General features: G+C 71.3%; 18 protein-coding genes and 3 pseudogenes. 10 read left to right on the forward strand and 11 right to left on the reverse strand.

The window, feature by feature from the left end:
• From DEP02_RS34095 to DEP02_RS20430, 4 genes and pseudogenes are all read right to left on the reverse strand, one after another.
• Positions 1-206 (reverse strand): annotated as a pseudogene (locus DEP02_RS34095) (allophanate hydrolase); the annotation flags it as partial.
• Entirely contained in the window at positions 203-982 is a 780-nt protein-coding gene (locus tag DEP02_RS20420) for a LamB/YcsF family protein (protein WP_112469128.1), read from the reverse strand. The gene DEP02_RS20420 and the pseudogene DEP02_RS34095, both read right to left, overlap by 4 nt.
• 15 nt (positions 983-997) lie before the next feature.
• Complete coding sequence (locus DEP02_RS20425; protein ID WP_112469129.1) at positions 998-1,840, reverse strand: urea carboxylase-associated family protein; 843 nt, start codon at positions 1,838-1,840, stop codon at positions 998-1,000.
• Positions 1,841-1,966: 126 nt separating this feature from the next.
• Complete coding sequence (locus DEP02_RS20430; RefSeq protein ID WP_112469130.1) at positions 1,967-2,659, reverse strand: GntR family transcriptional regulator; 693 nt, start codon at positions 2,657-2,659, stop codon at positions 1,967-1,969.
• A gap of 280 nt (positions 2,660-2,939) precedes the next feature.
• Here DEP02_RS20430 and DEP02_RS20435 point away from each other — a divergent pair, with 280 nt between their 5' ends.
• The 5 genes and pseudogenes from DEP02_RS20435 to DEP02_RS20460 form a co-directional block, all read left to right on the forward strand.
• Positions 2,940-4,295 (forward strand): MFS transporter, encoded by a 1,356-nt coding sequence (locus tag DEP02_RS20435; protein WP_112469131.1) that lies wholly within the window; start codon positions 2,940-2,942, stop codon positions 4,293-4,295.
• Between the two features lie 216 nt (positions 4,296-4,511).
• Positions 4,512-8,936: a BREX system serine/threonine kinase PglW gene (gene pglW, locus DEP02_RS20440; RefSeq protein ID WP_232839209.1), complete on the forward strand. Its 4,425-nt coding sequence runs from the start codon at positions 4,512-4,514 to the stop codon at positions 8,934-8,936.
• Between the two features lie 205 nt (positions 8,937-9,141).
• On the forward strand, positions 9,142-10,155 hold the full coding sequence (locus DEP02_RS20445; RefSeq protein WP_232839210.1) for an AraC-like ligand-binding domain-containing protein: 1,014 nt from the start codon (positions 9,142-9,144) through the stop codon (positions 10,153-10,155).
• A gap of 135 nt (positions 10,156-10,290) precedes the next feature.
• Positions 10,291-10,722, forward strand: coding sequence for a peptidase M23 (locus DEP02_RS33570; RefSeq protein WP_157977493.1), 432 nt, complete (start codon positions 10,291-10,293; stop codon positions 10,720-10,722).
• 184 nt (positions 10,723-10,906) lie between these two features.
• Positions 10,907-11,173 (forward strand): annotated as a pseudogene (locus DEP02_RS20460) (helix-turn-helix domain-containing protein); the annotation flags it as partial.
• A gap of 104 nt (positions 11,174-11,277) precedes the next feature.
• Here the strand turns inward: DEP02_RS20460 and DEP02_RS20465 are convergent.
• Positions 11,278-12,042 carry a hypothetical protein gene (locus tag DEP02_RS20465; protein WP_157977494.1) on the reverse strand — a complete coding sequence of 255 codons (765 nt, stop codon included), beginning with the start codon at positions 12,040-12,042 and terminating at the stop codon, positions 11,278-11,280.
• Positions 12,043-12,649: 607 nt separating this feature from the next.
• Here DEP02_RS20465 and pglX point away from each other — a divergent pair.
• On the forward strand, positions 12,650-16,357 hold the full coding sequence (gene pglX, locus DEP02_RS20475) for a BREX-2 system adenine-specific DNA-methyltransferase PglX (protein ID WP_112469138.1): 3,708 nt from the start codon (positions 12,650-12,652) through the stop codon (positions 16,355-16,357).
• Positions 16,358-16,423: 66 nt separating this feature from the next.
• On the opposite strand, the gene DEP02_RS20480 is transcribed toward pglX, so the two are convergent.
• From DEP02_RS20480 to DEP02_RS20495, 4 genes are all read right to left on the reverse strand, one after another.
• Positions 16,424-16,624, reverse strand: coding sequence for a DUF397 domain-containing protein (locus tag DEP02_RS20480; RefSeq protein WP_112469139.1), 201 nt, complete (start codon positions 16,622-16,624; stop codon positions 16,424-16,426).
• Positions 16,621-17,466, reverse strand: coding sequence for a helix-turn-helix domain-containing protein (locus tag DEP02_RS20485; RefSeq protein WP_112469140.1), 846 nt, complete (start codon positions 17,464-17,466; stop codon positions 16,621-16,623). Before DEP02_RS20485 ends, DEP02_RS20480 begins: the two co-directional genes overlap by 4 nt.
• A gap of 132 nt (positions 17,467-17,598) precedes the next feature.
• The gene (locus tag DEP02_RS20490; protein WP_112469141.1) at positions 17,599-17,997 is read right to left on the reverse strand and encodes a type II toxin-antitoxin system VapC family toxin; all 399 of its coding nucleotides are present in this window, start codon (positions 17,995-17,997) and stop codon (positions 17,599-17,601) included.
• The gene (locus tag DEP02_RS20495; protein WP_112469142.1) at positions 17,994-18,272 is read right to left on the reverse strand and encodes a hypothetical protein; all 279 of its coding nucleotides are present in this window, start codon (positions 18,270-18,272) and stop codon (positions 17,994-17,996) included. The genes DEP02_RS20490 and DEP02_RS20495 overlap by 4 nt, the downstream gene beginning before the upstream one ends.
• A 313-nt stretch (positions 18,273-18,585) precedes the next feature.
• Here DEP02_RS20495 and DEP02_RS20500 point away from each other — a divergent pair, with 313 nt between their 5' ends.
• Both DEP02_RS20500 and DEP02_RS34910 read left to right on the forward strand, forming a co-directional pair.
• The gene (locus DEP02_RS20500) at positions 18,586-19,575 is read left to right on the forward strand and encodes a hypothetical protein (protein WP_112469143.1); all 990 of its coding nucleotides are present in this window, start codon (positions 18,586-18,588) and stop codon (positions 19,573-19,575) included.
• A 249-nt stretch (positions 19,576-19,824) separates the two neighbouring features.
• A complete protein-coding gene (locus tag DEP02_RS34910; protein WP_112469144.1) occupies positions 19,825-20,382 on the forward strand; it encodes an ATP-binding protein in 558 nt (185 codons plus the stop codon).
• A gap of 60 nt (positions 20,383-20,442) precedes the next feature.
• On the opposite strand, the gene DEP02_RS20510 is transcribed toward DEP02_RS34910, so the two are convergent.
• Complete coding sequence (locus tag DEP02_RS20510; protein ID WP_112469145.1) at positions 20,443-20,700, reverse strand: Txe/YoeB family addiction module toxin; 258 nt, start codon at positions 20,698-20,700, stop codon at positions 20,443-20,445.
• Entirely contained in the window at positions 20,697-20,975 is a 279-nt protein-coding gene (locus DEP02_RS20515; protein WP_112469146.1) for a type II toxin-antitoxin system Phd/YefM family antitoxin, read from the reverse strand. The genes DEP02_RS20510 and DEP02_RS20515 overlap by 4 nt, the downstream gene beginning before the upstream one ends.
• 233 nt (positions 20,976-21,208) lie before the next feature.
• On the opposite strand from DEP02_RS20515, the gene DEP02_RS20520 reads away from it, so the two are divergent.
• Positions 21,209-25,126 (forward strand): DUF6079 family protein, encoded by a 3,918-nt coding sequence (locus DEP02_RS20520; RefSeq protein WP_112469147.1) that lies wholly within the window; start codon positions 21,209-21,211, stop codon positions 25,124-25,126.
• 319 nt (positions 25,127-25,445) lie between these two features.
• Positions 25,446-26,149 (forward strand): annotated as a pseudogene (locus tag DEP02_RS20525) (BREX-2 system phosphatase PglZ); the annotation flags it as partial.

Consider the following 26,149-nt stretch of genomic DNA (forward strand, 5'->3'; position numbering starts at 1 on the left):
TGCTGCACGACCCGGAGGTGATCGTGCGGCGCTGTCTGCGGATGGTGACCGAGGGCGTGGTGGAGGCCGTGGACGGCAGCGACCAGTTCACGCACGCCGCGCGGTCGGTCCGCCGCCAGCGCGCCGCGCAGTGCCAGCACCTGCTCCGGTCCGTCGGTCTCGGCCAGCAGGGCATGGCTGCCGACCCGGCGGATGCCGACGCTCACGCCGGCACCGACAGCGGCTTCGGCACGGCGAACGGCGTCGGGGCGAGACCGGCCCGCTCCAGTTCCTCACGCAGCCGGCGCGCGATCGCGACCGCGTCGGCCGTGTCGCCGTGCACGCACAGCGACCGCACGGACAGCGGCACGTCGCTGCCGTCCACGGCCTCCACCACGCCCTCGGTCACCATCCGCAGACAGCGCCGCACGATCACCTCCGGGTCGTGCAGCACCGCGCCGGGTTCGCGGCGCGGGACCAGGGTGCCTTCGGGGGTGTACGCCCGGTCGGCGAAGGCCTCGTGGACCGGGGTGAGCCCGGCCGCCCGGGCCGTGCGCAGCCAGACGCTGCCGGGCAGGCCCAGCACCGGGAGCTCCGGGTCGTAGCGGCGCACGGCCTCCGCGACGGCGGCGGCCTGCGCCTCGTGGTGGACGATCGCGTTGTAGAGGGCGCCGTGCGGCTTGACGTACGCGACGCGGATACCGGCGAGGCGGGCGAAGCCGTCCAGTGCGGCGATCTGGTAGACGACGTCGTTGACCAGTTCGGCGGGGTCGACGTCGATGAAGCGGCGCCCGAAGCCCGCCAGGTCCCGGTAGCCCACCTGGGCGCCGATGGCGACGCCGCGCTCGGCGGCCGCCTCGCAGATCCGGCGCATCACGGTGGGATCGCCCGCGTGGAAGCCGCAGGCCACGTTGGCACTGGTGACGAGGGACAGCAGGGCTTCGTCGTCACCGAGCTGCCACTGCCCGAAGCCCTCGCCGAGGTCGCTGTTGAGGTCGATCACGGGTGATTCCACGGCTCAGCTCTGCCACTCGGGACGGATCATGCCGTGCAGGTTGCGGTACTCGGCGACCTTCGGCGAGGACCAGCCGGCCAGCAGCTCGGGGTCGACCTTGTAGACCTCGACGCCGATCGGGTGGCACACCTCGACGGGGTCGTGGGCGTCCGGGCCCCACATCGGGACCGACAGGTCGCCGCCGGGGCAGGTGGACAGCGCGCACAGCAGGTCCAGTTCGGCGAAGAACTCGAAGTGGTCGCCGGGGCGGGCCGGGCAGTCCTTCATGAAGTACTGGTCGTCCTCGTTGAGCCCGGTGCACTGGAAGACGTTCAGCACGTCGTGCACGTCGAACTCGGTGAGCCCGTGGGGGAGCACGGCACGCACCAGGTTCGAGTGGCAGTGGAAGTCGAAGTCCTCTCCCGTCAGCATGCGGTTGACGTACGGGTCGCAGCGGGTGCCCAGCAGGTCGTGCACGCGCCCGCCCTCGGCGTCGCGGCCGTAGCCGGCGAGCGTGTCGTCGGTGATCGTCAGCAGCGGACGCAGGAATGGCAGGTTCGACCAGATCCGGTCGTACGTGCTCACGTGGGCGCGCTGGAGCTGGCGGGTGCGGGCCGCCCACATGCGCTCGCGGGGGTCGTTGCGGTTCCAGATGTTCAGGTCGCCGACCTGCGGCCCGTCGACGGTGACCAGGCGGCACAGGTGCCCGGCCGGAACCTCCCAGGCACGGCCCGAGCGGATCGGTATGACGAAGCTGTCGACGAGCTCGCGGCCCTCCTCGGTCTTCGAGACCCGGTCGTAGAAGGCGCGGTCGACGTCGAGCGGACCGCCCTTCGTCGCCTGGTAGGCGGCTGCGGTGGTGGCCATGGGGGTGCCTCTTCTCGTGGTGCTGGTGGGCGTGGGGGGTGTGGGCGGCCGGGTGGGCGTACGGCCTGGGGCCGGGCCCGGTGGTCCGGTGGTCCGGGCAGGACGTCGCGGCGTAGGTCCGGACGGTCAGGTCTCGCGGCGCGCCGCGGCGGCCCGCACCATGTCGACGACCGCGCGCTCCGAGTCGTCGAGGTAGCGGCGCAGCGCCTCCGCGGCCTCCGCCCGCCGCCCGGTGCGCAGCAGGTCGCACACCTCGCGGTCGCGCGGCACCCACTGCATCTGGAACTCGGGCTGGCGCGGCACCTCGGCGAAGGCCAGGCGCAGCTGCGCGACGATCGTGTCGAAGAACCGGTCGAGCCGCCGGCTGCCGAGCAGCCGTACGACGGCGCGGTGGAAGTCCAGCGACCAGGTGCTGACCTCGTTCCAGCGCCCCGCCCGTGCCGCCGCCTCCTGGGCCGAGATCCGCTCCTCGAGCGCGGCCAGCGCCTCCTCGGAGGCGTACACGCTCTCCTCGACCGCGCGCAGCTCGAAGCAGCGGCGGGCGGCGTATATGTCGTGCACGTCACCCACGTCGAGCCGCTTGACTGCGGCACCCTTGTAGAGCCGGTGGACCGCCAGGCCCTCGTGCACCAGGAGTCGTACGGCCTCGCGGAGGGTGTTGCGCGAAACGCCCAGTTCGGCGGCGAGCGCGGCATCCCGCAGCGGCAGGCCCGGCGGCAGCTCGCCCCGGCTGATCCGCTCGCGGAGCCGGTCGGCGACCGCTTCCGCGGCGACATCGCCGGGTTCAGGGGTCCCAGCGGTGCTCTGTTCTTCGGACATGCCGGCGACAGTACCCCAGGATTGTTCATCAATCCAGAGTTTCACTGATCGCATGGGCTTGATTTCGGCAGCGGAAAACCCTGCCTTGCTTGGGGTTCTCCATGCCTGCGCCGACCGATAATCGCCCAGCCCTTGACAGGATCGTTCAATCATTTCTAATTTGACCGCCACCGCAGGCCCTTCATCTCCGTGGTCGACGCCGCCGACGGACGACATCCAGCCGCGGCTCATCCCCTCACGTCTCCGCCCGTCTCGCCCCGACCCGCCAGGGAGGTGGCTCATGCCGCCGGTTTCCGCTCCATCCACCGCCGACGCGTCCCAGAGCAGCGGCCGCGATCTGCTGGAGGACAGCGCACTCACCTCGTTCCACCGCAGGCTGACCGTCTACTCGGCGGGCGGGCCCTTCCTCGACGGGCTCATCCTCGGCGTGATCGGCGTCGCCCTCACCCAGATCGGCCCGCGCTGGCACCTCAGCGGTCTGTGGGAAGGCCTCCTCGCGGCATCCGCGCTGGCCGGCCTGCTCGTCGGCGGAACCGTCTTCGGCTACGTCACCGACCGCTTCGGCCGTCACATCATGTACACGATCGACCTCGCGGCGATCGTCGTCTTCTCCGTCGCCCAGGCCTTCGTGAACGGCCCCGAGCAGCTGCTCGTGCTGCGCTTCCTGATCGGTATCGCCGTCGGCGCCGACTACCCGATCGCCACGTCCCTGCTCGCCGAGTTCTCACCGCGCAAGCACCGCGGCGCGATGCTCGGCCTGCTCACCGTGATGTGGTCCGTGGGCAGCGCGTCCGCCTACGTCATCGGCGATCTGCTGCTGCGGCTCGGCCCCGACGGCTGGCGCTGGCTGCTCGCCTGCCCCGCCGTTCCCGCCGCGATCCTGGTCCTGCTGCGCATCGGCACCCCCGAGTCGCCCCGCTGGCTGCTCTCCCAGGGCAGGGTCGCAGAGGCCGAAGCGGTGATGCGCAAGGTGTTCGGACCCGGTGCGGGCGTCGCCGACCTGGGCACCCCGGCCCAGCCCGCCCGTTTCTCGGCCGTCTTCCGCGGTGCCTACGGCAGGCGCACCGCCTTCGTCTCCATCTTCTGGGCCTGCTCCGTGATGCCGATCTACGCCATCTACGCCTTCGGCCCCCAGCTGCTCGCCGCCATGGGCCTGGCCGGCAACAGCGGCACCCTCGGCTCGGTCGCCATCAGCCTGGTGTTCCTGGTCGGCTGTCTGGTCTTCCTGCCGCTGCTGAACCGCGCAGGACGGCGTCCCGTCCTCGTCTGGACCTTCGCGGCGTCGACGGTCCCGCTGCTGGTGCTCGGTTTCTTCCCGGGGCTGCCGACGGTCGCGGCGGGGCTGCTGTTCGCGGTGTACGCGATCGCCATCGGCGGTCCCACGCTGCTCCAGTGGATCTACCCGAACGAACTGTTCCCGACAGAGATCCGGGCGACCGCGGTCGGTGTCGGCACCGGCTTCAGCCGTATCGCCGCCGCCGTCGGCACGTTCCTCACCCCACTGGCCCTGGGGAACTGGGGCGTGGGAGCGACACTGCTGCTGGCCGGTGTCGTGTCGGCGGTGGGCACGGTGGTGTCGATCGCGATGGCACCGGAGACGCGGGGTGCGTCCCTGGAGGCGTCCAGCGCGGCCTGAGCCCGCGGGCATGAGCCGACGCGCACGGGCATGAGTGAGGGGTGGCAGGGAGCACGACGGCTCCCTGCCACTCCTCGTTTGCGGGACCACAGCTTCTTGTGCGGCCGACCCCATTGTCGGAGGGGCCGACTAGGATTCCGGGGCCGCCACTGGAGGGACTGCGCCGCCCGCTCGGTTGTCTCCCCTGTTCCTTACGGCCCCTATCGGAGGTGCCAGGTGCCCACTGCTCCCAAGCCGGCAGCTCCCGCTCCGCGTGAGCGGTGGTTCCAGCCGCGGCGGTCCGGGTTCCGGTGGGAGCAGGAGGGACTGGACCACCTGCGGAACCTGATGCCGAGGACCGAGCCGTACCGGGCGTGGGCGACGTTCCAGTTCACCGGTGCCTCCGGCCGTATCAACGAGTGCGACCTGCTGATCGCGGTCCCCGGCGGCCTCTACCTCCTGGAACTGAAGGGGCATCCGGGCCGGGTGGTGAACCACGGGGACACCTGGCAGTTCCACGATGACGACCGGGTCCGTACCCTGCGCAACCCGCTGCACCTGACGGATCTCAAGGCGAAGGAGCTGAAGGGGCAGCTGGAGCGGGCCGCGCGCACGCTCGGGATGGACCCCCGGCAGGTCCCCTTCATCAAGCCCGCGGTCTTCCTCCACGACCCGGGTCTGGTGAGCGGGCTGGACGACTTCCAGCGCACCGCCGTCCACGGGCGCAACGAGGGGACGAGCGGCCTGCCCAGGATCTGGGACGACCTGCTCGGGCGGCCACCGGAGCGGGAGAGCTGGCGCGTCACCCCGGTCGTCAGCCAGCGCCTCGAACTGCTGATGCAGAAGATCGGCATCAGTCACTCCACCGCGCACCTGCGCTTCGGCGACGACTGGAAGCTGCACCCGCGGGCCCTCGACGCAGGCCCCGGCTGGGAGGACCGGCTGGCGGAGCGGGACGACGGCCTCGTCCAGGAGAGCGGACGCGTCCGCATATACCTGGCCGGACAGGCCGCCTCCGACGAGCAGCGCGCGAAGGTGGACCGCGCGGCCCGCCGTGAGTACCAGGTGCTCCAGGGGATCAACCACCGCGGCATCGTGCAGGCGGTGCAGATCCGCGAGCACCAGGGCGGCCCGGCGATCCTCTTCCGGCACCGCGAGTCCGACCTCCGGCTCGACGCCTACCTCGACGCGTACGGCGGGCAGCTCACCCCACTGCTGCGCCTCGACCTGGTCCGGCAGTTGGCGGAGGCCGTCCGCTACGCGCACAACCGCTCCCTCTACCACCGTGCGCTGGCCGCCCGTTCCGTCTACGTGTCGGCGCGCGAGGACGGCGGCGAGCCGGTGCTGCGCATCGCCGACTGGCAGACCGCGGCCCGTGACTTCGAGACCACCCTGCACCGCTCGCTGGGCGACACGCCGCTGGACGCCGGGCTGATCGCCGACACGGCGCAGGTGTACCTGGCGCCCGAGACGGACCAGGAGTTCGCCGACCCGGTCGACCTGGACGTGTTCGGCCTGGGCTCCCTCACCTACCTGCTGCTGACGGGCCGGCCGCCGGCGGACCGCCGCAGCTCGCTGCTGGAGCGGCTGCGGAGCGACGGCGGCCTGCACCCCTACGCCGTCACCGACTCCGTCTCCGCGGCTCTCGACACCCTCGTGTTCCGGGCCACGGCCGCCGACGTGCGCGACCGCCTCGCGTCGGTCGACGAGTTCCTGGAACTGCTGGCCGCGGCCGAGGCCGACGCGGCGGCCCCGCAGTCCTCCGCCGGCCCTTCCCCCGATCCCCTGACCGTGCAGCCGGGCGGGCAGCTGGACGCCGAGTGGACGGTGGTGCGCGCGCTCGGCACCGGCGCGACGGCCCGGGCACTGCTGGTCCGGCACACCGCGGCGGACGGCGAGGAAGAGGCCCCGCGCGTCTTCAAGGTGGCCCTGGACCGGGAGAAGGACGCCCGCCTGTACGCGGAGGCGAAGGCGCTCAAGGAGGTCGGCGGCGGCCGGATCGTGAAGCTGCTCGCCGAACCGCGCGAGCTGGCGGGGCACACGGTCCTGGAGATCGAGTACGCGGGCGGCTACCGCGGTCAGGACGACCGCGAGCCGGTGAGTCTCGGCTCCCGGCTGCGCGACCAGGGGCCACTGGGCTACGACCAGCTGGAGCGGTTCGGCAACGACCTGTTCGACGCGCTGGACGCACTGGCGGCCCGCGGAGTGCGCCACCGGGACATCAAGCCGGACAACCTCGGCCTGTTCAAGCGCAGTGACGGCTCCTGGCAGCTGATGCTGTTCGACTTCTCCCTGGCCGACGCCCCGGACCAGGACGTGCACGCGGGGACGCGCGGCTATCTCGACCCGTTCCTCGGCGGCGCGGGGCGCTCCCGCTACGACGACCACGCCGAGTGGTACGCCGCCGCGGTCACCCTGCACGAGATGGCCTCCGGGGAACGGCCGGTGTGGGGCGACGGGCAGAACGATCCGCGCATGGTCACCGACGCCGGGCTGCACGTGGCGGCCGAGCTGTTCCCGCAGGCGCTCAGCGAGGGCCTGAAGGGCTTCTTCGAGCGTGCGCTGCACCGGGACGTGGAGCAGCGCTTCGACACGCTGCGGCAGTTGCAGGAGGCGTGGCGGCAGGTCTTCAGGACCGCCGACGCCGCCCGTCCGGCGACCACTCCGGCGACCGTCGGCATCAGCGCGGACGATCTGGAGGACGCCCGCGAGCAGGCCGCCGCCGCCGCGGGGCTGAGGACTCCGCTGGCGGCGGCCGGTCTGTCGCCGCGCGCCGTGTCGGTCGCCGAGGGCCTGAAGGCGCACACGGTCGAGCAGCTCCTGGACATTCCGCCGCACCACATCTCCCGCGCCCGGGGTGCGGGCAACGCGATCCGCAAGGAGCTGAACCGCCGCCACCGCCAGTGGACGCAGACGCTGCGCCGACGGCCCGCCCCCAAGAAGCCGGTCGCGCTGGAGCCGGATGCGCCGCAGGAGGCGCTGGAGTCGGTCGACACGCTGGCGGCCCGGCTCGCGCCGCCGCCGGACAAGCGCCGTACGAGGCCACGCTCCGACGTGGTCCGCGCGACGCTGCAGCTCCCCGGCGTGCTGGAGGCCGGGGAGGCGCTGGAGCCGTGGCCGGCGCAGAGCCTGATCGCGCAGGCACTGGGCATCAGCCGGCCGACGGTGTCGCAGAACCAGCAGGTCGCGGTCGACGGCTGGGCGCGGCTGCCGTGGCTCGGCAGGGTGCGCGACGAGGTGGTGTCCATACTCGCCGAGCGCGATCGCGTCTCCACGGCCGAGGAACTGGCGGCGGAGCTGCGCGCCCGGCACGGCGCTGGTGCCGGCACGCCCGCCGAGAGCCTGGCGAAGTCACTGGCCGTGGTGCGGGCCGCGGTCGAGGCGGAGATCCGCAAGCGGGACGACGACCAGCCCGGCGCCGGGTCCGGGGAGCCGGTCGAGGCGCCGGCGCGGCTGGCGGTGCAACGGCGCGGCGGCCGGGTCGTCATCGCGCTGGAGGACCAGCCGGGTGCCGACGACCCGACGCCCGCCGAACTCGCCGACTACGCGGCGGCGCTGGGCGAGGCCGCCGTCGACCTGGCCCGGCGCGACCCGCTGCCGGGCCGCGCCACGGTGCTGCGGGAGCTGCGTGCCGTGCCCGCTCCCGAAGGCATGGCGCCCCTGGCCGACACCCGGCTGGTGGAGCTGGCCGCGTCGATGGCGGGCGGGGTCGCGTTCTCCCCGCGCCTGGAACTGTTCCCACTGGACCTGGGCCTGTCCCGCGCCCTGCGCATCTCGCAGGCCCCGGCGGGGGTCCGCCCGGAGAGCGGCATCACGCCCGACGACCTGCTGTCCCGGGTCCGGGCGCGGTTCCCCGGCCTCGCGGTGCTGGACGAGACGACGTACGTCGAGCTGGCCGAGGCGCTGGCCGAGGCGGGCTTCCCGCTCGACTGGAACCCCGACCGGCGCCGCTTCCACCCCAGGGCCGAGGAGGGCGCCGGCAGCCGCCTCGGCCTGTCGTCCTCCGTCCTTACCAGCACCAGCTCGCTCTACGCCGCCGCCCAGGGCCGCATCGCCGAGGGCCGGGACCCCCGGGAGGTGATGTCCGCCCGGCTCACCGAGGCCCGCCGCCGCGGCGGCTTCCTCGCGCTCACCCTCAAGGGCGCCGACCTGCCGGGCGTCGCCGACGCGCTGGCGGCCCGGTACGAGACGACCGCGGTGTCGCTGAACTCCTTCTTCCTGGACTGTCTGCGTGAGCTGGCCGAGGAGCAGTCCGTGCGCTGGCAGGCCCTGCTGAAGGCGGACGCCAAGTACACGGCGACCGGCACGCTGGGCGCGGCTCTCGCCTCGTACACCCGGCTGGCGGCGGAGCGGGTGCGGCAGCGGGTCGTCGAGACGGCGGAGCGCACCGGCCCCCGGTCCGTCCTCCTCGCCCACGAGGCCGGCCTGATCGCCCGGTACTGGGAGGCGGGCGGCCGGGAGCTGCTGGCCGCCCTCCAGCAGTCGGCCCGCCGCCCCGCCGACACCCCGCACGGCCTGTGGCTCCTGCTGCCCGCGGAGGACCCGCGCGCCACCCCGACCCTGGACGGCCGGACCGTGGAGGTGGTGGACCGGACCACCGAGTGGGAGGTGCTGGACGGGCTGTTCCTCAAGAGCGTGCGGGCGGCCGGTTCACCCGCCTGACTGCCCATCACCCCGGTTACAGCACGGTGGTCTGCGAGTTCGGCCTCGGCCACCACCGCACCAGATGGCCGGATGCTGTCGAACGGGCAGAGAGGTGATCTTGCCGTTGGGGCCAAATTTTGGTGGTGTACTGACAGGAAATCGGCGGTCGGGCGGCATGCCCGCAAAGGGCGGCCCGTCTCCAAGAGGGGGAGGCACGGTGCTGGTGACGGAGTTCCGGACGGAGGATCTGCCGGTGGCCGAGCGGTTCGGCGCCTGGCACGACATGACGACCAGGGCGTTGATACCCAGCGCGATCCGCAGCGACCACGAGGCGGACTTCCGGGCGAGCGCGCGCGTGCTGGACCTGGGCGCGGTGCAGGTGTCGGCGCTGGCCTACCCGTCGCTGGAGACCCGCCGGTCGGCGCGGCTGATCCGGCAGTCCGATCCCGATTCCTACCAGCTGATGCTGTTCCTGCGCGGGGGCCACCGGATACTCCAGGCCGGCCGGGACACCACCAGCGGCCCCGGGGACATGATGTTCTATGACGCCTCGCGCCCCTGGCGCGGCTGGACGGTCGCCGGCGCGGACATGGTGAAGGGGGTGATGGTGCAATTCCCCCGGGTGCTGCTGCCGCTGCCGGCGGACAAGCTCGACCGGCTCACCGCCGTGCGGTTACCCGGGCGTGAGGGGATGGGTGCTGTGCTGTCCGGCTACCTCACCCAGCTGGCCGTGGGCACCGCCGCCTACACTGCGGCGGACGGCGTCCGCCTGGCCACCTGCACCCTCGACCTGCTGACCGCGTTCCTCGCCCACCACCTGGACGCCTCCGCGTCAATGCCGCCCGAGACCCACCACCGGGCCCTGCTGATGCAGATCCACGCCTTCATCCAGCAGCACCTGGCCGACCCGGACCTGTCCCCGGGCGCGATCGCCGCGGCCCACCACATCTCCCTGCGTTCCCTGCACCGGCTCTTCCAGGACCAGGACACCACCGTCGCCGGCTGGATCCGCGCCCGCCGGCTGGAGCGCTGCCGCCGCGACCTGGCCGACCCCCTCCTGAGCAACCAGCCGATCCACGCCCTCGCAGCGCGCTGGGGCTTCGCGAACCCCGAGCACTTCTCCCGTGCCTTCCGCGCCGCCTACGGCCTCGGCCCCCAGGACTACCGCCGGCAGCACCAAGCCGACCGGGTCCCACGTGGCACGCATCGTCAAGCACCTGGCACTCCTCGTCAATGACCGACCCGCCCTTCCCCACAACTATTGGGCATGCCCTCGACAAGCAAGCGGGCTGCGGGCTGACAGGGGAAGGCGCCACCTGCTCATCGCTCTTCGCACGTGCCCCCTTGCATCATTCACTGACATAGGAGCACCATGCGTCTCAAGAGAACCTCCCTGGCCGCTGCCGCCGTCTCAGCCGCGTCCGTCATGGGTGTCGTGATCCCGGCAGGCTCCGCGAGCGCGGCCCCGGCGCCCACGCCCACCGCATCCGTGGCACCCGCAACGTCCCGTGCCGCAGCCACCGTGACGGTGTACGTGTGGGGGACCAACGTGGCCGTCCGTGCTTACGAGTCGACCAACAACTGCATGAACTACCCGTCCACCAGCTGCCGTCTGCTGGGCCGCGTCACTCAGGTTTACGGTCAGGCCACCTGCCAGAAGAAGGGGCAGTCGGTCACCGCCGAGGGGATCACGAACAACTGGTGGACCTTCCTCGACCCGAACGGATCCGTCCCCGGTGGATGGGTCAGCAACATCTACATCCAGGGCGGACAAAAGATCACTGGCGTGCCCGACTGCGCCTGACCGCAGAGCCGCACGGTTGTTCCACCACGTGCCTGACCGCGGGCCGGAGACTTCGTGTCTCCGGCCCGCACGCTGAGCTGTTTCCAACCTGAATCACCCCGGACTCGATGGAAATGCCGCTTAGTTGGCGTCGCCGAGCGGGCTGTTGCAGCGCCGGCCGGTTGCCGGGCGCCGTCGTGTCGATCTGGAGCAGGAGCCGGCCAGGGGGCCGGTCGCGCACGGCTGGCCGGACCAGACCTGGACCCTGGCCAGAATCAAGACGCTGGTCGGGCGCCGGTTCCACAAGAGCATGACCCTGTCGGCCATCGCGCAGATGCTGCACCGCCACGGCTTCAGCCACCAGGCCCCCGCCCGGCGGGCGGGGGAACGGGACGAGCAGGCCGTCACCGGCTGGGTGAAGGAGACCTGGCCGCAGGTGGAAGCAGCGCGGCGACGCGCGGAGCCTTCCTCACCAGCATGACGCACGACGGCCCGGAGATCACCGGCGGTGTCACCTTGACCGTCGCAGCCGTTACCGTCGGCTCGGCCCCCACCAGCCCGCCGGCACCGCGGACATCACTTCACCACGACGTTGTCCCCGGACGACGTCGACGGCCCGGTGGTGGTGTTGCCGTAGTACACCCAGCGCCACGTACCCGTCTTGGAGGCCTTCACGGTCGTCCTGAGGTTGCCCGAGCCGTTCGCGTACACCTTCTTCACCGTGGTGTAGGAGGCGGTGCCGGCAGGCTTGAACTGCAGGCTCACCAGGCGGCCTCCGTAGGAGGCGTACTTCCTGGTCTCCCAGTTGGCCCGCGTGACCTTTCCGGTCACGGTGATGGTTTTGCCCTTGGACACCGGTTCGGGCGAGGCGTTGACGGTCAGGCGGGAGTTGCGCTTGACGTGGACCGTCAGACCCTTGTCGTCGACGTCACCACCGCCGCCCTTGAAGTACACCTCGGCCCCGACCTTCCATGCCCCGGCCTCGCTGTTGCGCATGTCCCACACGCTCGGGTCGAAGTACATCGTCTCGTTGAAGTCGCAGACGCCTGAGCTCACCTTGATGCAGTCGCTCGTCTCGATGGCGTGCCACAGCCGATCATCCGCACCATCGCGGTACAGGAACACCGCCGGCCACTTCCACTTGTGAGTGGTCGCCATCCGGAAGGAGGCGGGCACCGCGACCTCCTTCGACACCCCGATCACGATCGGCTTGCCGCCGTTCACCTGGACACGGGTGAACGAGACCCCACCCTCGGCCGCCCCGGCCGGCACCGCGGCCACGGCCGTGAACACCGCCGCCGCACCACCGGCCACGACGACTCTCCAGACCTGCTTCCCCACCTGGTCCCCAATCTCCGTACGGAAAGGCACCGAAGGCTCATCCCTCCAGCGCCTTGCAGACAACCGGCGTCCACACGGGGTTGTACACCCGCGAATCACAATGGGGCATCAGACAATCCCCGCCTCCCGTGAGGCGGAGAGGTCGGTGCGGTGCGGCGGGCGTTGGTGTTGCGCCGGCGCAGATAGGCGTGCAGGGCCCGGGTCGCAGTTCCTCCTGCTGCCGGGAGAGCCGTTTCGCGGTCTTGCTCCGCTTGTCCTCGATCTTCACCGGCGGCCTGCCGACCCGGCCGTTTCCACTGTTGCCCACCACACCCCCACATGTCACTGATCCGCGTGGACGACGACCTGCCGTCCGCCTCGCGGCCCTCCCCAGGGCTGCCATCCTCCTGCGGTCACACCGCGCCACCGGGACAGATGGTGTGGGCGCAACCGTCTGACCAGCGTAAGTGCCGAGTCGCGCCGAGCGAAGAGTTCACTGCGCACTGATCTCCCTGAGCCCGATGCGGCCGGGCTGGCAGGATGGGACGGCGGGCCTCGGGGGGTTCGCAGGGGAATCGGTGCGTCCGCGACGTTCGCGGGGCCGGCGAGCAGGAGGAGAGGTGCGGCTGTGGCGGTGACGGCTGAGGGGGCGCAGGGGCCGGGGGCCTCGCTGGATCGCACACGGCTGTTGAAGGACCTCCAGGCGCAGGCCCGGCTCCTGGAGGACGACCTGCGCGAGCGCACCGAGAGCGAGCCGCGGTTCCGCGACGCCCTGCGCGCCGAGTACGGCAAGGCGGTCGCGGCGGAGCGTACGGCGGCCATGTACGAGACCTGGCGGGACGAGCGGGTCGTCCAGATCGCCGCCGCGTGGGTGCTGGCCTGCGTGTTCGTACGGTTCAGCGAGGACAACGGGCTCATCCCGGACCCGTGGCTCTCCGGTCCCGGCGACCGGCTCGCCGAGGCGCAGGACCGCCACGACGACTTCTTCCGGCAGAACCCCTCCCTGAACGACCGGGACTGGCTGCTGGCCTCCTTCGACGCGCTGGCCGAGTCCCACCGGACGGTAGCGGGTCTGTTCGACCCCGCCCACAACCCGCTCTTCGAGGTCCTGCCGTCCTACGAGGCCGCGACCGCGCTGCTCGCGTTCTGGCGGCAGCGGGGCGCGGACGGCGAGGTCGTCCACGACTTCACCGACCCCTCGCTGGACACGCGTTTCCTCGGCGACCTGTACCAGGACCTGTCCGAGCACGCCCGCAAGACGTACGCGCTGCTCCAGACGCCGGTGTTCGTGGAGGAGTTCATCCTCGACCTGACGCTGGAACCGGCGGTGGAGGAGTTCGGCCTCACGCCCGCCTGGAAGCACCGGCCGGCCGGCTGGGACGGCGAGGTGTTCGCGGACGGTCCGGAGGGGGCGGAGGTCGTACGCGGGCTGCGCTGCATCGACCCCGCGTGCGGGTCCGGTCACTTCCTGCTGGGGCTGTTCGAGCGGCTGCTGGGCAAGTGGCGGGAGGCCGAGCCGGGGACCGAGCCGTGGGTGCTGGTGCGGCGGGCGCTGGAGTCCGTGCACGGCGCCGACAAGAACCCGTTCGCCGTGGCCATCGCGCGGTTCCGGCTGCTGGTGGCGGCGCTGAAGGCTTGTGGGGTACGGGAGTTGGGGGCGGCGCCCGAACTGCCGATCCGGGTGGCGGTCGGGGACTCGCTGCTGCACGGGCGTGGCGCGGAGACGGTGACCGAGGCGCTGGACACGCTGTTCGCGGAGAACGAGCCGTTCTACTACCGGACGGAGGATGTGGAGGGGTACGCCCGGGAGGTGGATCTGCTCGGGCGGGACTCGTACCACTTGGTGGTGGGGAATCCGCCGTACATCACGGTCAAGGACGCGAACGAGAACAAGAACTACAAGGCCGCGTACGACGCGTGTTATCGGCAGTACGCGTTGTCGGTGCCGTTCGCTCAGCGGATCTTTGAGTTGGCGGTTCGGGCGGGGGGTAGTCAGCAGGACGGGGGGTTCACGGGGCAGATCACTGCGAACTCGTTCATGAAGAGGGAGTTCGGGAAGAAGCTGATTGAGGACTTCTTTCCGCGGATTGATCTTACGCATGTGATTGACACGTCGGGGGCCTACATTCCGGGGCATGGGACGCCTACGGTTATTTTGGCGGGGCGGAATCAGGTGCCGCGGCAGGGGCACGCGGTTCGGGCTGTTTTGGGGGTTCGGGGGGAGCCCGGCCAGCCGGAGGAAGCTGCGGATGGGCTGGTTTGGCGGGCCATTGTGGCGCAGGTTGGGGTGCCTGGAAGCGAGTCCGATTGGGTATCGGTTGAGGACATCACCCGAGCACGCATCGCAGGCCATCCCTGGTCGCTCTCGGGTGGTGGCGCGGATGCCACATTCGAGCGGCTCAACGACGTCAGGCCGCGCCTTGGGGACAGGGTCGAGAAGCCGATCGGTCGGGGTATCCGAGCAGGCGCAGATGAGGCCTTCATGCGCCCCCTGCGGCCTTCACTCCGCACCTTCGCCGATAGGCGCGCAATCCGTCCGCTGCTCGTAGGCGATGCTGTACGCGACTGGTTCACTGGCTCACTAGACGGTATCTGGTACCCATACTCGGAATTCATCTCCAGCGACGACCTGAAGCGTGAGCTGGAGCCTTGGCGTACTCTGCTCGCGGAACGCGGAACGTTTCAGGGAGTCATGGCAGATGCAGGCTTGGAATGGTGGGAGTACATGCAACACACCGCCAGCGCCTACCGCACTCCGAGGTCCATCCCCTTCGCTTTTGTAGCCACGCATAACCACTTCGTGCTGGACCGTGGCGGGAAGGTTTTCAAGCAGTCTGCGCCTGTCATCAAGCTGCCAGATGGGGCCGGTGAGGAACGGCATCTGGAGTTGCTGGGAGTGCTGAACTCCTCGGCCGCTTGCTTCTGGCTCAAGCAGGTCAGCCAGGGCAAGGGCGGCAGCGGGCTCGGCCGTGGGCTGCAAGACGAGGCATGGGAGGAGCGCTACGAGTTCACCGGCACCAAGCTCCAGGAGTTCCCGCTCCCCGCACAACTCCCCCTCGCCCTCGGCCGCGAACTGGACGCGCTCGCTCAGGCCCTGCCCAAGCACGAGCCCTCCGCACTCACCCGCGAGGCCGTACCCACCCGTGAGGTGTTGGACGATGCTCGCCGTGCCCAGGAACAGATCCGGGCCCGCATGATTGCGCTCCAAGAAGAGCTGGACTGGACCGTCTACGGGGCCTACGGGCTACTCACCGCAGACGAGATCGCTCGGACCATCGTTCCCCTGAACGCCGACATCCCTGAAGTCGCCCTTGGGCAGCGCGTCTTCGAGATCGTGCTCGCACGCAGCGGTGCCGAGACCGCCTGGTTCGAGCGGCACGGGTCCACCCCGATTACCGAGATCCCCGACCACTGGCCCGACGCCTACAAGAAGGTCGTGCAGGCCCGGATCGATCTCATCGAGGCCAACAAGGACATCCGGCTGATCGAGCGGCCCGAGTACAAGCGCCGTTGGTCGACCGAGCCCTGGGAGAAGCGGGAGGCCGCCGCCCTGCGGAACTGGCTGCTCGACGCCGCCGAGCGTGAGGAGCTGTGGTTCGAGGAGCGGGAAGGATTCACCGTGCCGCGTCCGCTCACCGTCAACCAGCTCGCCGACGAGCTGCGCCACGACAAGGACGTGCAGGACGTCGCCGCGCTCTACGCCGCCGACCATCTCGGCAAGCGCGACGCCTCCCTCGCCACCGTCCTGGCCGCCGTGATCGAACCCGAGCACGTGCCCTACCTCGCCGCCCTCCGCTACAAGGACTCCGGCCTGCGCAAGCGCGCCCAGTGGGAGCAGGTCTGGGAGCAGCAGCGCGAGGAGGACCGGACCGGGCAGCGGCTCGACATCAAGGTCCCGCCGAAGTACACCAGCGCCGACTTCCTCAAGCACTCCTACTGGTCCCACCGCGGCAAGCTCGACGTGCCCAAGGAACGCTTCATCTCCTACCCCGGCGCCTCCCCCGAGGCCGACGGCTCCCTGCTGCTCGGCTGGGCCGGCTGGAACCACCGCGACCAGGCCGACGCCCTCGTCGGAATGATCCGCGACCGCGTCGAGAACGGTGGCTGGGCCAAGGAGGACCCCCGTTTCGTACCTCTCCTCGCCGGACTGCGCGAGGTGCTGCCCTGGGTCCACCAGTGGTACGGCGAGTACGACGAGGAGTGGGAGGGCAATCCCGCCGAGGAGTTCCAGGCCGCCCTCGAAACGGGCCGCACGGAACGCCAGCTCTCCGAGTCCGACCTCGTCAACTGGCGTCCCGAGAAGAAGACTCGCGGTCGCCAGAAGAAGAGCGACTGACCGGCCTCCGGACATGAGTGAGAGGCGGTAGGGAGCGCCACGGCTCCCCACCGCCCCTCGGTCACGTCAACCGCGTACGGCCATCCGCACGAACGCCGTCCACTGGTCAGCAGGGACGTTGAGAACCGCCGCGTCCGGCCGCTTGGAGTCGCGGACGTACACGGCAAGGCCTGCATCAGCGACCTCTACGCACTGGCCACCGTCTCCTGCGCTGTAGCTGCTCTTCACCCAGGTCAGTTCAGCTATCTGATCGTCGTTGGCGTTCACAACTCTCCCAAGAGCTTCTCGATCCAGGCCAGCGACTCCCTGGGGGTCATGGCTTGCGCTCGCAGGACTCCGTATGTGGACTCGAACCCCTGGACCTTCGCTGGCTCCGTATGCAGGGTGCTGTTGCTCTGCACCTCCGTGTACGCCATCCTGCGCCCTCCCCGCGTGAGGATCAACGTGAAAGGACCTGCAACTCCTGCATGTTCGTCGCGGTCGGTCGGCATCACCTGGAGCTCTACGTTGCGTTCGTGTCCGACAAGCAGCAGGTGCTCCAACTGGGCACGCAACACGTCCGTCCCGCCAAGTGGCCTGCGCAGGACGTTCTCCTCGATGACGAAGCTCAGCAGTGGCTTCGGTCGACGCACCAACAGCTTTTGACGATCCAGCCGCGCCGATACCCGCTGTTCGATGGTCTCGGAGTCCAGCAAGGGTCGCCACATGCTGAAGACAGCACGCGCGTACTCCTCACATTGCACCAAGCCGTTGACCAGGTGGGCATCGTAGGCGTGCAGTTCGGCCGCGTCAGCCTCCAGACTCGCGAACTCGCGGAAGAACGTCGGATACCGTGCCTTGGCCACCTCCTTCTTCATGGCCATCAGCACCCCCCGTGCCCCCGTCTCCCGATCCAGCGCGTCGATCAGCTCGGGCTTCGGGATCCGCCGCCCCTGCTCCACCGCCGCGATCTGCGCCTCGCCGTACCCGACCCGCTTGCCCAACTGCGCCTGGGTCAGCCCGGCGATCTCCCGGAAGAGCTTCACCTGGCGACCGAAACAGCGCAGGAACCCCCCGTTGGAGTCCGCCTCCGCCGCCACACCCGCGCCCGAGTCCGCACCCGACTCCATCCGCCTCGCCCTCTCGGTCTCACGCCCATCACTCACAGTGATTGCACGGTAAGGCGCACAGACGTCCATCACGCCCGGACCAGGACAAGTTGCGCCGTACGAGTGAACGCCGCAGCCGAGAGCAAGGTCCGTTCAGACCTTCTCGGCCCGCACCCGCGGCTGCTCGGCGGTGAGCAGTCCGATGTCCTCCACGTCGGAGGTCAGGATCGTCAGCCGGCCCGGATGCTGGAGCGCGGTCGCGCACAGCATGGCGTCGATGGCGTACTTGTGGCCGTGCAGGCCCGCTGTTCGCAAGAGGGCGGCGGCGGACTGCGCCACGCCTTGCGTGACCGGCTCCACACGCAGCCGGGACAGGGTCCACTTCAGCGCTGCGTCGTTGATCTTCGGGTGGATGACCTCCACCAGGACGGCGGCCGAGGTGATGACCGGCAGGTCGGCGTCACGGGCGGCTGTCAGCCATTCGTGGACCTCCCGGTCACGCTGTACAGCCTTCGCCAGGCCCTCGCTGTCCAGGACCAGGACACCGCTCACGCGGCTGCCCCGCCGGCCGAGACGCCTCCGGTGAGCCGGGCCCGCTTGGCGGCCACCGCCTCCGGGTCGGCCGGGCCGTGCACCTTGTCGAAGTCGGCGATCAGCTCGTCAAGGTTGTCCCGCTCGATCTGCCGCTGGGCCGCCTTCTCCAGGTACGCGGAGAGGCCCCGCTTGCCGACCCGCTCACGAATGGCCTGCAGAGTACCGGCGGTCAGCGTGACCGAAATGCCGCTGGTGGGGCCGTCACCAGGGAGGAAGTCCACGTCGTCAGCCATGAAACGAGAATAGCATTTCAAGTAGCACATGAGGTCTCGGACGCAGATCGCACAGGCACCCCGCCGCGAGGGCACAGTAGGGCGCGCGAGCGTCAACCACGCTCCGACCAGGGCAACTTGCCTCGTACGAGTGAACGCCGTACGCGAAAGCTTTCTTCACTCATCGCGTCCACACGCACACGTTCCGTGCGGTACGGTCACCTCGACAGCACGTCTTCCGTACGCCTCGCCGGGCGCACACGAAGACGGCCCCCGCAACGGTTGCAGCCGTTCGCGAGGGCCTGAACCACCAGTGGAAGTTAGGGCTCCCACCGTGATTTACCGGCACCTTATCGCGCCCCCGCGCGCCTTCACGCAGTTCTCCCACGACATCATTCGGCACCCCCGCCTGTCCTCGGACGCCGTCCGTCTCCTGACCTGGCAGCTTTCCCTCCCGCAGGGAGCGCGCGAGTCCCTGTCGCGCACCGCCGAACGCGCCCGTATCGGCGCAACCGCCTTCACCCGCGCCAAGCGCCAGCTCAAGGAAGAGGGTTTCGTGCACGAGCGGCGCGTGCAGGTGCCCGGTGGGCTCTGGGTGACCCAACAGCTCGTCTCCAACGTGCCGTTGAACCCCGGCGAGGCCGCCAAGATCCTCGCGCGGACACCCGCAGCCGCCGTACCCGCACCCTCAGCCGCCGTACCCGCCCCCGCCTCGGCGAACCCCGTGTCGCCGCAGGTCGCACCGAGTCACCGTAATCCGGCCGTCGGTGTCCCGACTCCTCGGCGCACCGACGGTCATCCAAGGAAAGACCCCGAGGAAAACACCTCCCACCAACCCCCCGAACCCCCCGCGGCCCGGACCGAGCCGCCCGCGCGGGAGGACGGACTCACCACCGCGCACCTGGAGGCGGCCCGCGCCCTCGTCGACGCCTTCCCGGCCCTCTCCCCCGACCTGCGCCACATCCCCCGCGCCATGCACGCCGAGCTGACACACCTCACCGCACGCTGGCTGGCCGCCGGCCACCCGGCCACCGCCGTCCGCCTGCACGTCCTGCGCGGCCTGCCCGACGACGGAACGCCCGTCCGCCGCCCCGGCGGTCTCCTGCGCCACCTCCTGCGTGACGTGCCGCCGCTCCTGCCCGACACGGCATCGGGGCGCGCCCCCACCGTGGACGGACCACCCGAGGACACGCGCGCCGCGCGGCTCGACGGCCCCCGCCTGTCCGCCCGCCTGACAGGCGTCCGCGAGTGCGCGGGCGACCACCTGCAGCCGATGCTGTTCCGTCCGAAGGGGGACGAGACGCTCTGCCCCCGGTGCGTTTGAAGTGGTCGCGGTAGTCCGCGAGAACCATGGACGGAGATCGGACTCCTCCCGACGGAGCCGCAGTTCTCGGACGACGAACTGCGGGCGGGCTTCTGGCCGGACATGACCGGCGGCCAGGACGCGGACGGACAAGGGCGGACGGGCCCGCACCCCGACAAGCCCGACACCGTGGTCCCGGGCCGCTACAGGTCCCGGCCGTAGGGGTGTCGTACCTGGTGGCGGCAGGCGGAGCCGCGGGATCTTCGATCCATGACGACCTCCCCCGACCGGCAGCGCACGCCGCTGCCACCGGCCGCCGAGCAGCCGGTCCTCACCCTCCGTTTCACCGCCTCCCCGCGCGGCGCCCGCCTCGCCCGCAGGCTCGCCTCCCACCAGATGGACGCCTGGGGGTGGGGCTACGGCACACCCGCCCACGACGCCGTGGAACTGGTCGTCGGTGAGCTGGCCGCGAACGCCGTCACCCACGGCCGGGTCCCGGGCCGGGACGCCGAGCTGCGGCTGAGCAGGGAGGACAACGAGTGTGTACGCGTCGAGGTGAGCGATGCCCGGGGTGAACGGCTGCCCGCGGCACGGGACGCCGGAACCGGGGAGGACGGCGGCCGGGGGCTCCTCCTCGTCGCCTCCCTCGCCAAGGAGTGGGGAACGGCCCCGAGGCCCGGTGCCCCCGGCAAGACGGTCTGGGCCGTCGTGGCCACCAGGGTCCCGGCGACACCGGCACCGCACACCTCACAAGAGGAGGACGAGCACGCTCGGCGTGCCGCGGCCGATGAACTCACCGCGCTGAGCCAGGAGATGGGGCTGACCTGACCAGCGGCGGCAGGGAGACCGGGCTGCGGCCGAGCCGGGGGAAGACCGAGCACATGGATGTCAGTAGTGGTACCGGGCCTTGATGATCACGACTTCCTTCTCCGTGGCCCGGTAGACGAGGCGGTGCTCGTCGTCGATCCGGCGTGACCAGTAGCCCGACAGGTCGCCCTTCAACGGCTCCGGTTTGCCGATGCCGGTGAAGGGGTCGCGCTGGATCTCGCCGATCAGACGCACGAGCTTGCGGAACAGCTTCCTGTCGGCGGACTGCCAGTACAGGAGGTCCTCCCACCCGGTGGGACGGAACCGTACGTCCCTCACTCCCCGTCCTCCGCCAGAGCTTCCAGCTCCTCCATGCTCTTGGTGATCATCGGGGTGTCGGCGGCCTTGTCCGCGGCGACGGCTGCCATGAGGTGAGCGGCGTTGGCCGGCGAACGCAGCAGGTAGACGGTCTCCTGCCAGGAACGGAAGTCGTCGGCGGACATCAGTATGGCGTTGCCGCCCCTGGAGGTGATCTCGATGGGCTCATGGTCGTCGTTGACCTGCTGGATCAGCGGGAAAAGCCTGGCTCGGGCCTCGCTGGCGGTGATGGACATGGGCGCCTCCTCCACAGGACTCGCACGAACTCGTACAGGAGAACCGTACCACTCAACTGGTACAAGTTCCTGGTACCACTCGGATGGGCTCATGCTGCCCCGGCCCGTTGCCCCGGTCCGGGCTGGCACGATATGGAGGAGTTGCATGGGGCACGGGTTCACCGGCGCGGGCCCCCGAGGAAGCCCGGCCGCGGGGGTGGCCGGGCGTGTGCTGTGGGGAGCGGGAGCGGCTGATGACCAGGGGCGCCAACACGGTCGTGCTGAGGGATGTCCTCGACATCAAGGAGGACGTCTACGCCGGCGACTTCAAGGTCGAGCTGTCCCAGGGATTCAGCGGGCGCTCGGCGGGGCGGGTCGAGGAGTACGTGGTCACCCCGCAGCTCCGGGCGGAGTTCGACAAGGCGCTGAAGCTGGTGCGCGGCGCGGTGCGGAAGGGCGCGTCGTACGCCGCCTACCTGCACGGCTCCTTCGGCGCCGGTAAGAGCCACTTCCTGACCGTGCTGCACGCCGTCCTCAACGGGGACGCGGCGGCGCGCGCCAAGCCGCGGCTGCGGGAGGTCATCGCCGAGCACGACGAGTGGCTGCGCGGCAAGCGGTTCCTCATGGTGCCGTACCACCTGGTGGGCGCGGCCAACCTGGACGAGGCGCTGCTCGGCGGGTACGTGCGGACCGTGCGCGAGCTGCACCCGGACGCGCCGACCCCGACCGTGTTCCGCTCCGACGCCATGCTGGACGACGCCCGGCGGATGCGGGGGCAGCTCGGCGACGACGCCTTCGTCCGGCTGCTGCCCGCCGACAGCGGCAGCGGCGCGGGAGCGGACGAGGACGACGACGAGCTGAAGGTGATCGGCGCGGGCGGAGCCTGGACCCCGACCGAACTGGACGAGGCGTTCACCGCGCCCGCCGGGGACCCGCGCCGCGAGCGGCTGGAGTCGGCGCTGCTCACCGGGCCGATGCGGTCCTACGCGGAGAGCGCGCGCGGGGACGCCGCCAAGTACGTGCCGTTGGAGAACGGCCTGTCCGCGATCACCCGGCACGCCCGCTCGCTCGACTACGACGGCGTGGTGCTGTTCCTGGACGAGCTGGTGCTGTGGCTCCAGGCGCACATGAAGGAGCGCACCTTCGTCAACAGCGAGATCCAGAAGCTGGTGAAGCTGATCGAGTCCGGCGACGCGGACCGGCCGGTGCCGATCGTGTCGTTCATCTCCCGCCAGCGCGACCTGTCCCAGCTGGTCGGCACCGACGTGCTCGGCGCCGACGTCAAGGCGATGGAACAGGCGCTGGAGTACCTCAACGAGCGGTTCGACACCATCGACCTGGAGGACCGCAACCTGCCGGAGATCATCAAGGAGCGGGTGCTGAAGCCGCTGCCCGGCAAGGAGGCGGTGCTGGAGGCGGAGTTCGCCAAGATCGACCGGACCGGTCAGCAGGTGAAGGACATCCTGCTGGACGGCAGCGGCGCCACGCACGCCGACTGGACGGACTTCCGGGCCGTCTATCCTCTCTCCCCGGCCCTGCTGAACGTGCTGGTCGCGCTGTCCGGCGCGCTCCAGCGGGAGCGGACCGGTCTGAAGCTCGTGCAGCAGCTGCTGGAGAAGAACGCCGACGCCGCCGTCGGGCAGCTCATCCCGCTCGGCGACCTGTGGAACGTGCTCGTCGACGGCACGGGCGCCGCCTTCACCGACAAGCTCAAGCGGGAGTCGGAGGCGGCGGTGAAGTTCTACGCCAAGGCCCGCGGCCACCTGCTGGAGAAGTACGGCTCCGACACGCACGCCGACTTCCGGGCCGACGACCGGTTCGTGAAGACGCTGCTGCTGGGCGCCCTCGCGCCGGACGTGCCCGCGCTGCGGCGGCTCACCGGGGCGCGGCTCGCCGCCCTGAACCACGGGTCGGTGCGGTCCCGTACCGTGCCCGCCGGTGACGTCGTCGTACGGCGGATGCGGGACCTTCAGGCCGCGTTCCCCTCCGAGGTGCGCTCGGACGGCGAGGCCGACCCGGTGTTCTCGCTGCACCTGTCCGACCTCGACATCGAGCCGCTGCTCGACGCGGTGGCCGAGGAGGACAAGGCCGGGGTGCGGCGGGTGTGGCTGCGGGACCGGCTGTGGGAGGCGATCGGGGTCCGCGACGGGCAGTTCGTCGCCGAGAAGGAGATCGTCTGGCGGGGCACCCGGCGCATCGCCGAGTTCGTCTTCGGCAACGTGCGCGACCGGGCGGACCTGCCCGACGAGCAGTTCACGCCCGCCACGTCCGGCACCGTGCGGTTCGTCGTCGACTACCCCTTCGACGACGGCGACCACTACCCGAGCGACGACTACCACCGCGTCGAGCAGCTGCGGAAGGACGGCGTCACCGCGCCCACGCTGGTGTGGCTGACGGACTTCTTCTCCGACCAGCGGCGGGCGCAGCTCGGCCGGCTGATGCGGATCAACTTCCTGCTGGAACGCGACCGGCTCGCCGACTACACCGGCAATTTCCCGCCCGACGACCGCGCCAAGGTCAAACGGCAGCTGGAGGTGGCCCGCGGCACCCTCACCGACCAGCTGACCGGGGCGCTCGCCGAGGTGTACGGGCTGGCCCGGCCGACCGACTCCAACCCGGGGCCCGAGGTGCCCGACGGGCGCCATGTGCTGTCGCTGCAGCCGGAGTTCGCGCAGCCGAGGGAGGAGGGCGGCAAGGGGTTCGAGGCGAACGTGCTGCACCTGGCCGACGGCATGTTCTCCGCGCTGTACCCGAAGCACCCCGACTTCGGGCCGGACCGGAACGGGCAGCGGAAGGCGGTGACCGCCGGGGAGCTGCGGACCGCGCTGGAGTGGATCACCCGGGCGATGGACGAGGGCGGCCGGGCCAACAACGTCGACAGCCACCACCTGAAGACGGTGAAGCGGATCGTGGAGCCGCTGGAGCTCGGCACGGTCCACGAGGGTCCGCTCGTGATGCGGCAGGACTGGCGGACCCGGATCAACCAGGCCGCCGCCGCACACCAGCAGCGCGGCGACCTCGCCGTCGAGGACATCCGCGGCTGGATCACCAAGGACCTCGGGTACGGCGGGCTGGACAAGCTCACCGGCAACCTGCTCATCGCCGCATACGCGCTGCTCGACGACCGGGCGTGGGTGTTCCAGGGCGGTCCGGAGCGGGAGGCGCCCGCGCTGGGCGAGATCGGGCCGGGCTGGTCGCTGCGGGCGCAGCCGCTGCCCGGCGAGGAGGAGTACGCGGCGGCCCGGGACCGGGCGGCGCGTCTGTTCGGCGTCGCCGTCAAACCCGCGCTGTACGCGCGCAACGTCAACCGGCTCGCCGACGAGCTGCGGGCCAGGGCGGAGGCGTGGGAGAAGGACGTCGCGGGGGTGCGGGCCTCGCTGGAGCGGCATGCGCCGCTGCTCGGTCTGGACACGCCCGGTGGGGCGGCGCCGCGTACGGGGATCCTGCGCGAGGCGGCCGGACTGCTGGCCCGGCTCACCCGGCACGGCGGCGACGCCACCGCGCTGGTGCGCGAGCTGGCCGCCGCGTCCCTGACCGCCGGGGAGCGGGACCTGAACACCGCCATGGGCAGCGCGGGTGAGGTGCTGCGGGCGCTGGACGGCACGGACTGGCCCGCGCTCAGGAACGTCCACGGGCTGACCTCGCGCGAGGACGGCGTCGGCGACCGGGCGCGGCGGCTGTTCGCCGAGATCGCGCGGACCGCGCGGGCGTCCGAGTTCGAGCGGTCCCTGGTGCAGGTGCTGGACGGGGTCCGGGACCAGGCCAACGCGATCATCAACGCGGCCCTGAAGGTGGAGAACGTGTTCGCCGAGCAGCGGCGGACGGCTCCGCCGGGGCCGCAGGACGTGCGGGTGACGGATCCGGAGGTGGCCACGCGCCATCCGGGGGCGCGGCCCGAGGAGGTGGGCGCGGGCGTCCTGCCGGACAGTGGGGGCGGTGCGGGCGTCCTGCCGGACGGTGGGGGCGGTGCGCCCGCGGGCGAGCCGGCGTGGCCCGTGCGGTCCGGGCACCGGATCGTCGCCGCGGGGGCGGAGACCACCGCGCTGGAGGACCAGCTGGTGGCCGGACTGGCCGCCGTGCGGGAGGAGATCGCGGCGTTCCGTGCCGCGCATCCGCACGCCAGGGTGGAGATCACCTGGCGTGCGGTCGTGGACGACGAGGGGGCTCGCTGATGTCCGCCGTGCGGGGCGGGGTTCCTCGCCCCCGCCGCCCGTTCCCGTTCCCGTCCCTCGGGGGCTTCGCCCCCGAACCCCCGGTCTACGGCGGCGGGTTCGCACGTCGGGTGCGGGTGCGTGGAGGGCTGATCGCGCAGTTCCCCGCGCCCCTTGACCTCGGGGGCTTCGGCCCCGAACCCCCCGGCTGCGGCCACGGCCCTGTGTGTCGGGTGCGGGTGCGTGGGGGGCTGGGCGCGCAGTTCCCCGCGCCCCTTGCCGGGCACGGAGTTCGGCGGTGAAGGCGGGGCGGCCCGGGGCCGGGCGGCGGGCCATTGAAGTGTTGTTGGAGGCCGAGCTGCCGCGTGCCGAAGGGCGGCGGCTCGTGCTGGTCGACGCCGTGTGGGCCGGCGGCGACACGGAACGGGACTTCACGGTCCAGGTCGACGGCGCCGCCCGCCGGGTGCACGTCACCGACCAGGACTCGCCGCTCGGCATCGCCGACGCCTGGAGACACCACACCACCGAGACCGACCCCGGCGGGGACAGCGTCCTCGTGGTCACCGGCAAGGTGCCCGCCGACCAGCTCGGCTGGGACCTGCGCGGGCACGCGGTGCGCCGCCGCCCGCTGGCCGTGGACCGCGCCGACATCGTCAAGCAGCTGTTCGGGGCGGGCGACCTGGACACCCGCATGGTGCGCGAGCACTGGCTGCTGGACGCGCTGCTGGAGGCCGAGCCGCCCGGCGGCTGGCCGCGGGTCGGCGCCGTCCTCACCCGCGACCGGGCCCTGCGGGCCCTGCTGGCCGCACGGGTGGGGCTCGGGGACACCGGCTCCGACTCGCTGGACCTGGACGCCGACACCCTCTTCGACTGGAGCCGGACCCCGGCCGGACCGCGCCGGTTCGCCGAGCTGCCCGAAGCCGAGCGGGCCGGTCTGGCCGAGTGGCTGGCGCAGGTGACCGGGCCCGCCGCGCCCACGCTGCTGGCGCTGGCCACCGACGGGCGGGGCGCGGACGCCCTGCCGCTCGGCGCGCTCGCCGCGGC

It is taken from the genome of Streptomyces triticisoli (genome assembly GCF_003270085.1).
Lineage (GTDB): Bacteria > Actinomycetota > Actinomycetes > Streptomycetales > Streptomycetaceae > Streptomyces > Streptomyces triticisoli.

Coding starts and splice junctions, on each gene's coding strand:
- DEP02_RS20425 (WP_112469129.1), bottom strand. CDS start 1,840: ATGGCCACCACCGCAGCCGCCTACCAGGCGACGAAGGGCGGTCCGCTC.
- DEP02_RS20430 (WP_112469130.1), bottom strand. CDS start 2,659: ATGTCCGAAGAACAGAGCACCGCTGGGACCCCTGAACCCGGCGATGTC.
- DEP02_RS20435 (WP_112469131.1), top strand. CDS start 2,940: ATGCCGCCGGTTTCCGCTCCATCCACCGCCGACGCGTCCCAGAGCAGC.
- DEP02_RS33570 (WP_157977493.1), top strand. CDS start 10,291: ATGCGTCTCAAGAGAACCTCCCTGGCCGCTGCCGCCGTCTCAGCCGCG.
- DEP02_RS20485 (WP_112469140.1), bottom strand. CDS start 17,466: ATGGAGTCGGGTGCGGACTCGGGCGCGGGTGTGGCGGCGGAGGCGGAC.
- DEP02_RS20495 (WP_112469142.1), bottom strand. CDS start 18,272: ATGGCTGACGACGTGGACTTCCTCCCTGGTGACGGCCCCACCAGCGGC.
- DEP02_RS34910 (WP_112469144.1), top strand. CDS start 19,825: ATGACGACCTCCCCCGACCGGCAGCGCACGCCGCTGCCACCGGCCGCC.
- DEP02_RS20515 (WP_112469146.1), bottom strand. CDS start 20,975: ATGTCCATCACCGCCAGCGAGGCCCGAGCCAGGCTTTTCCCGCTGATC.
- DEP02_RS20520 (WP_112469147.1), top strand. CDS start 21,209: ATGACCAGGGGCGCCAACACGGTCGTGCTGAGGGATGTCCTCGACATC.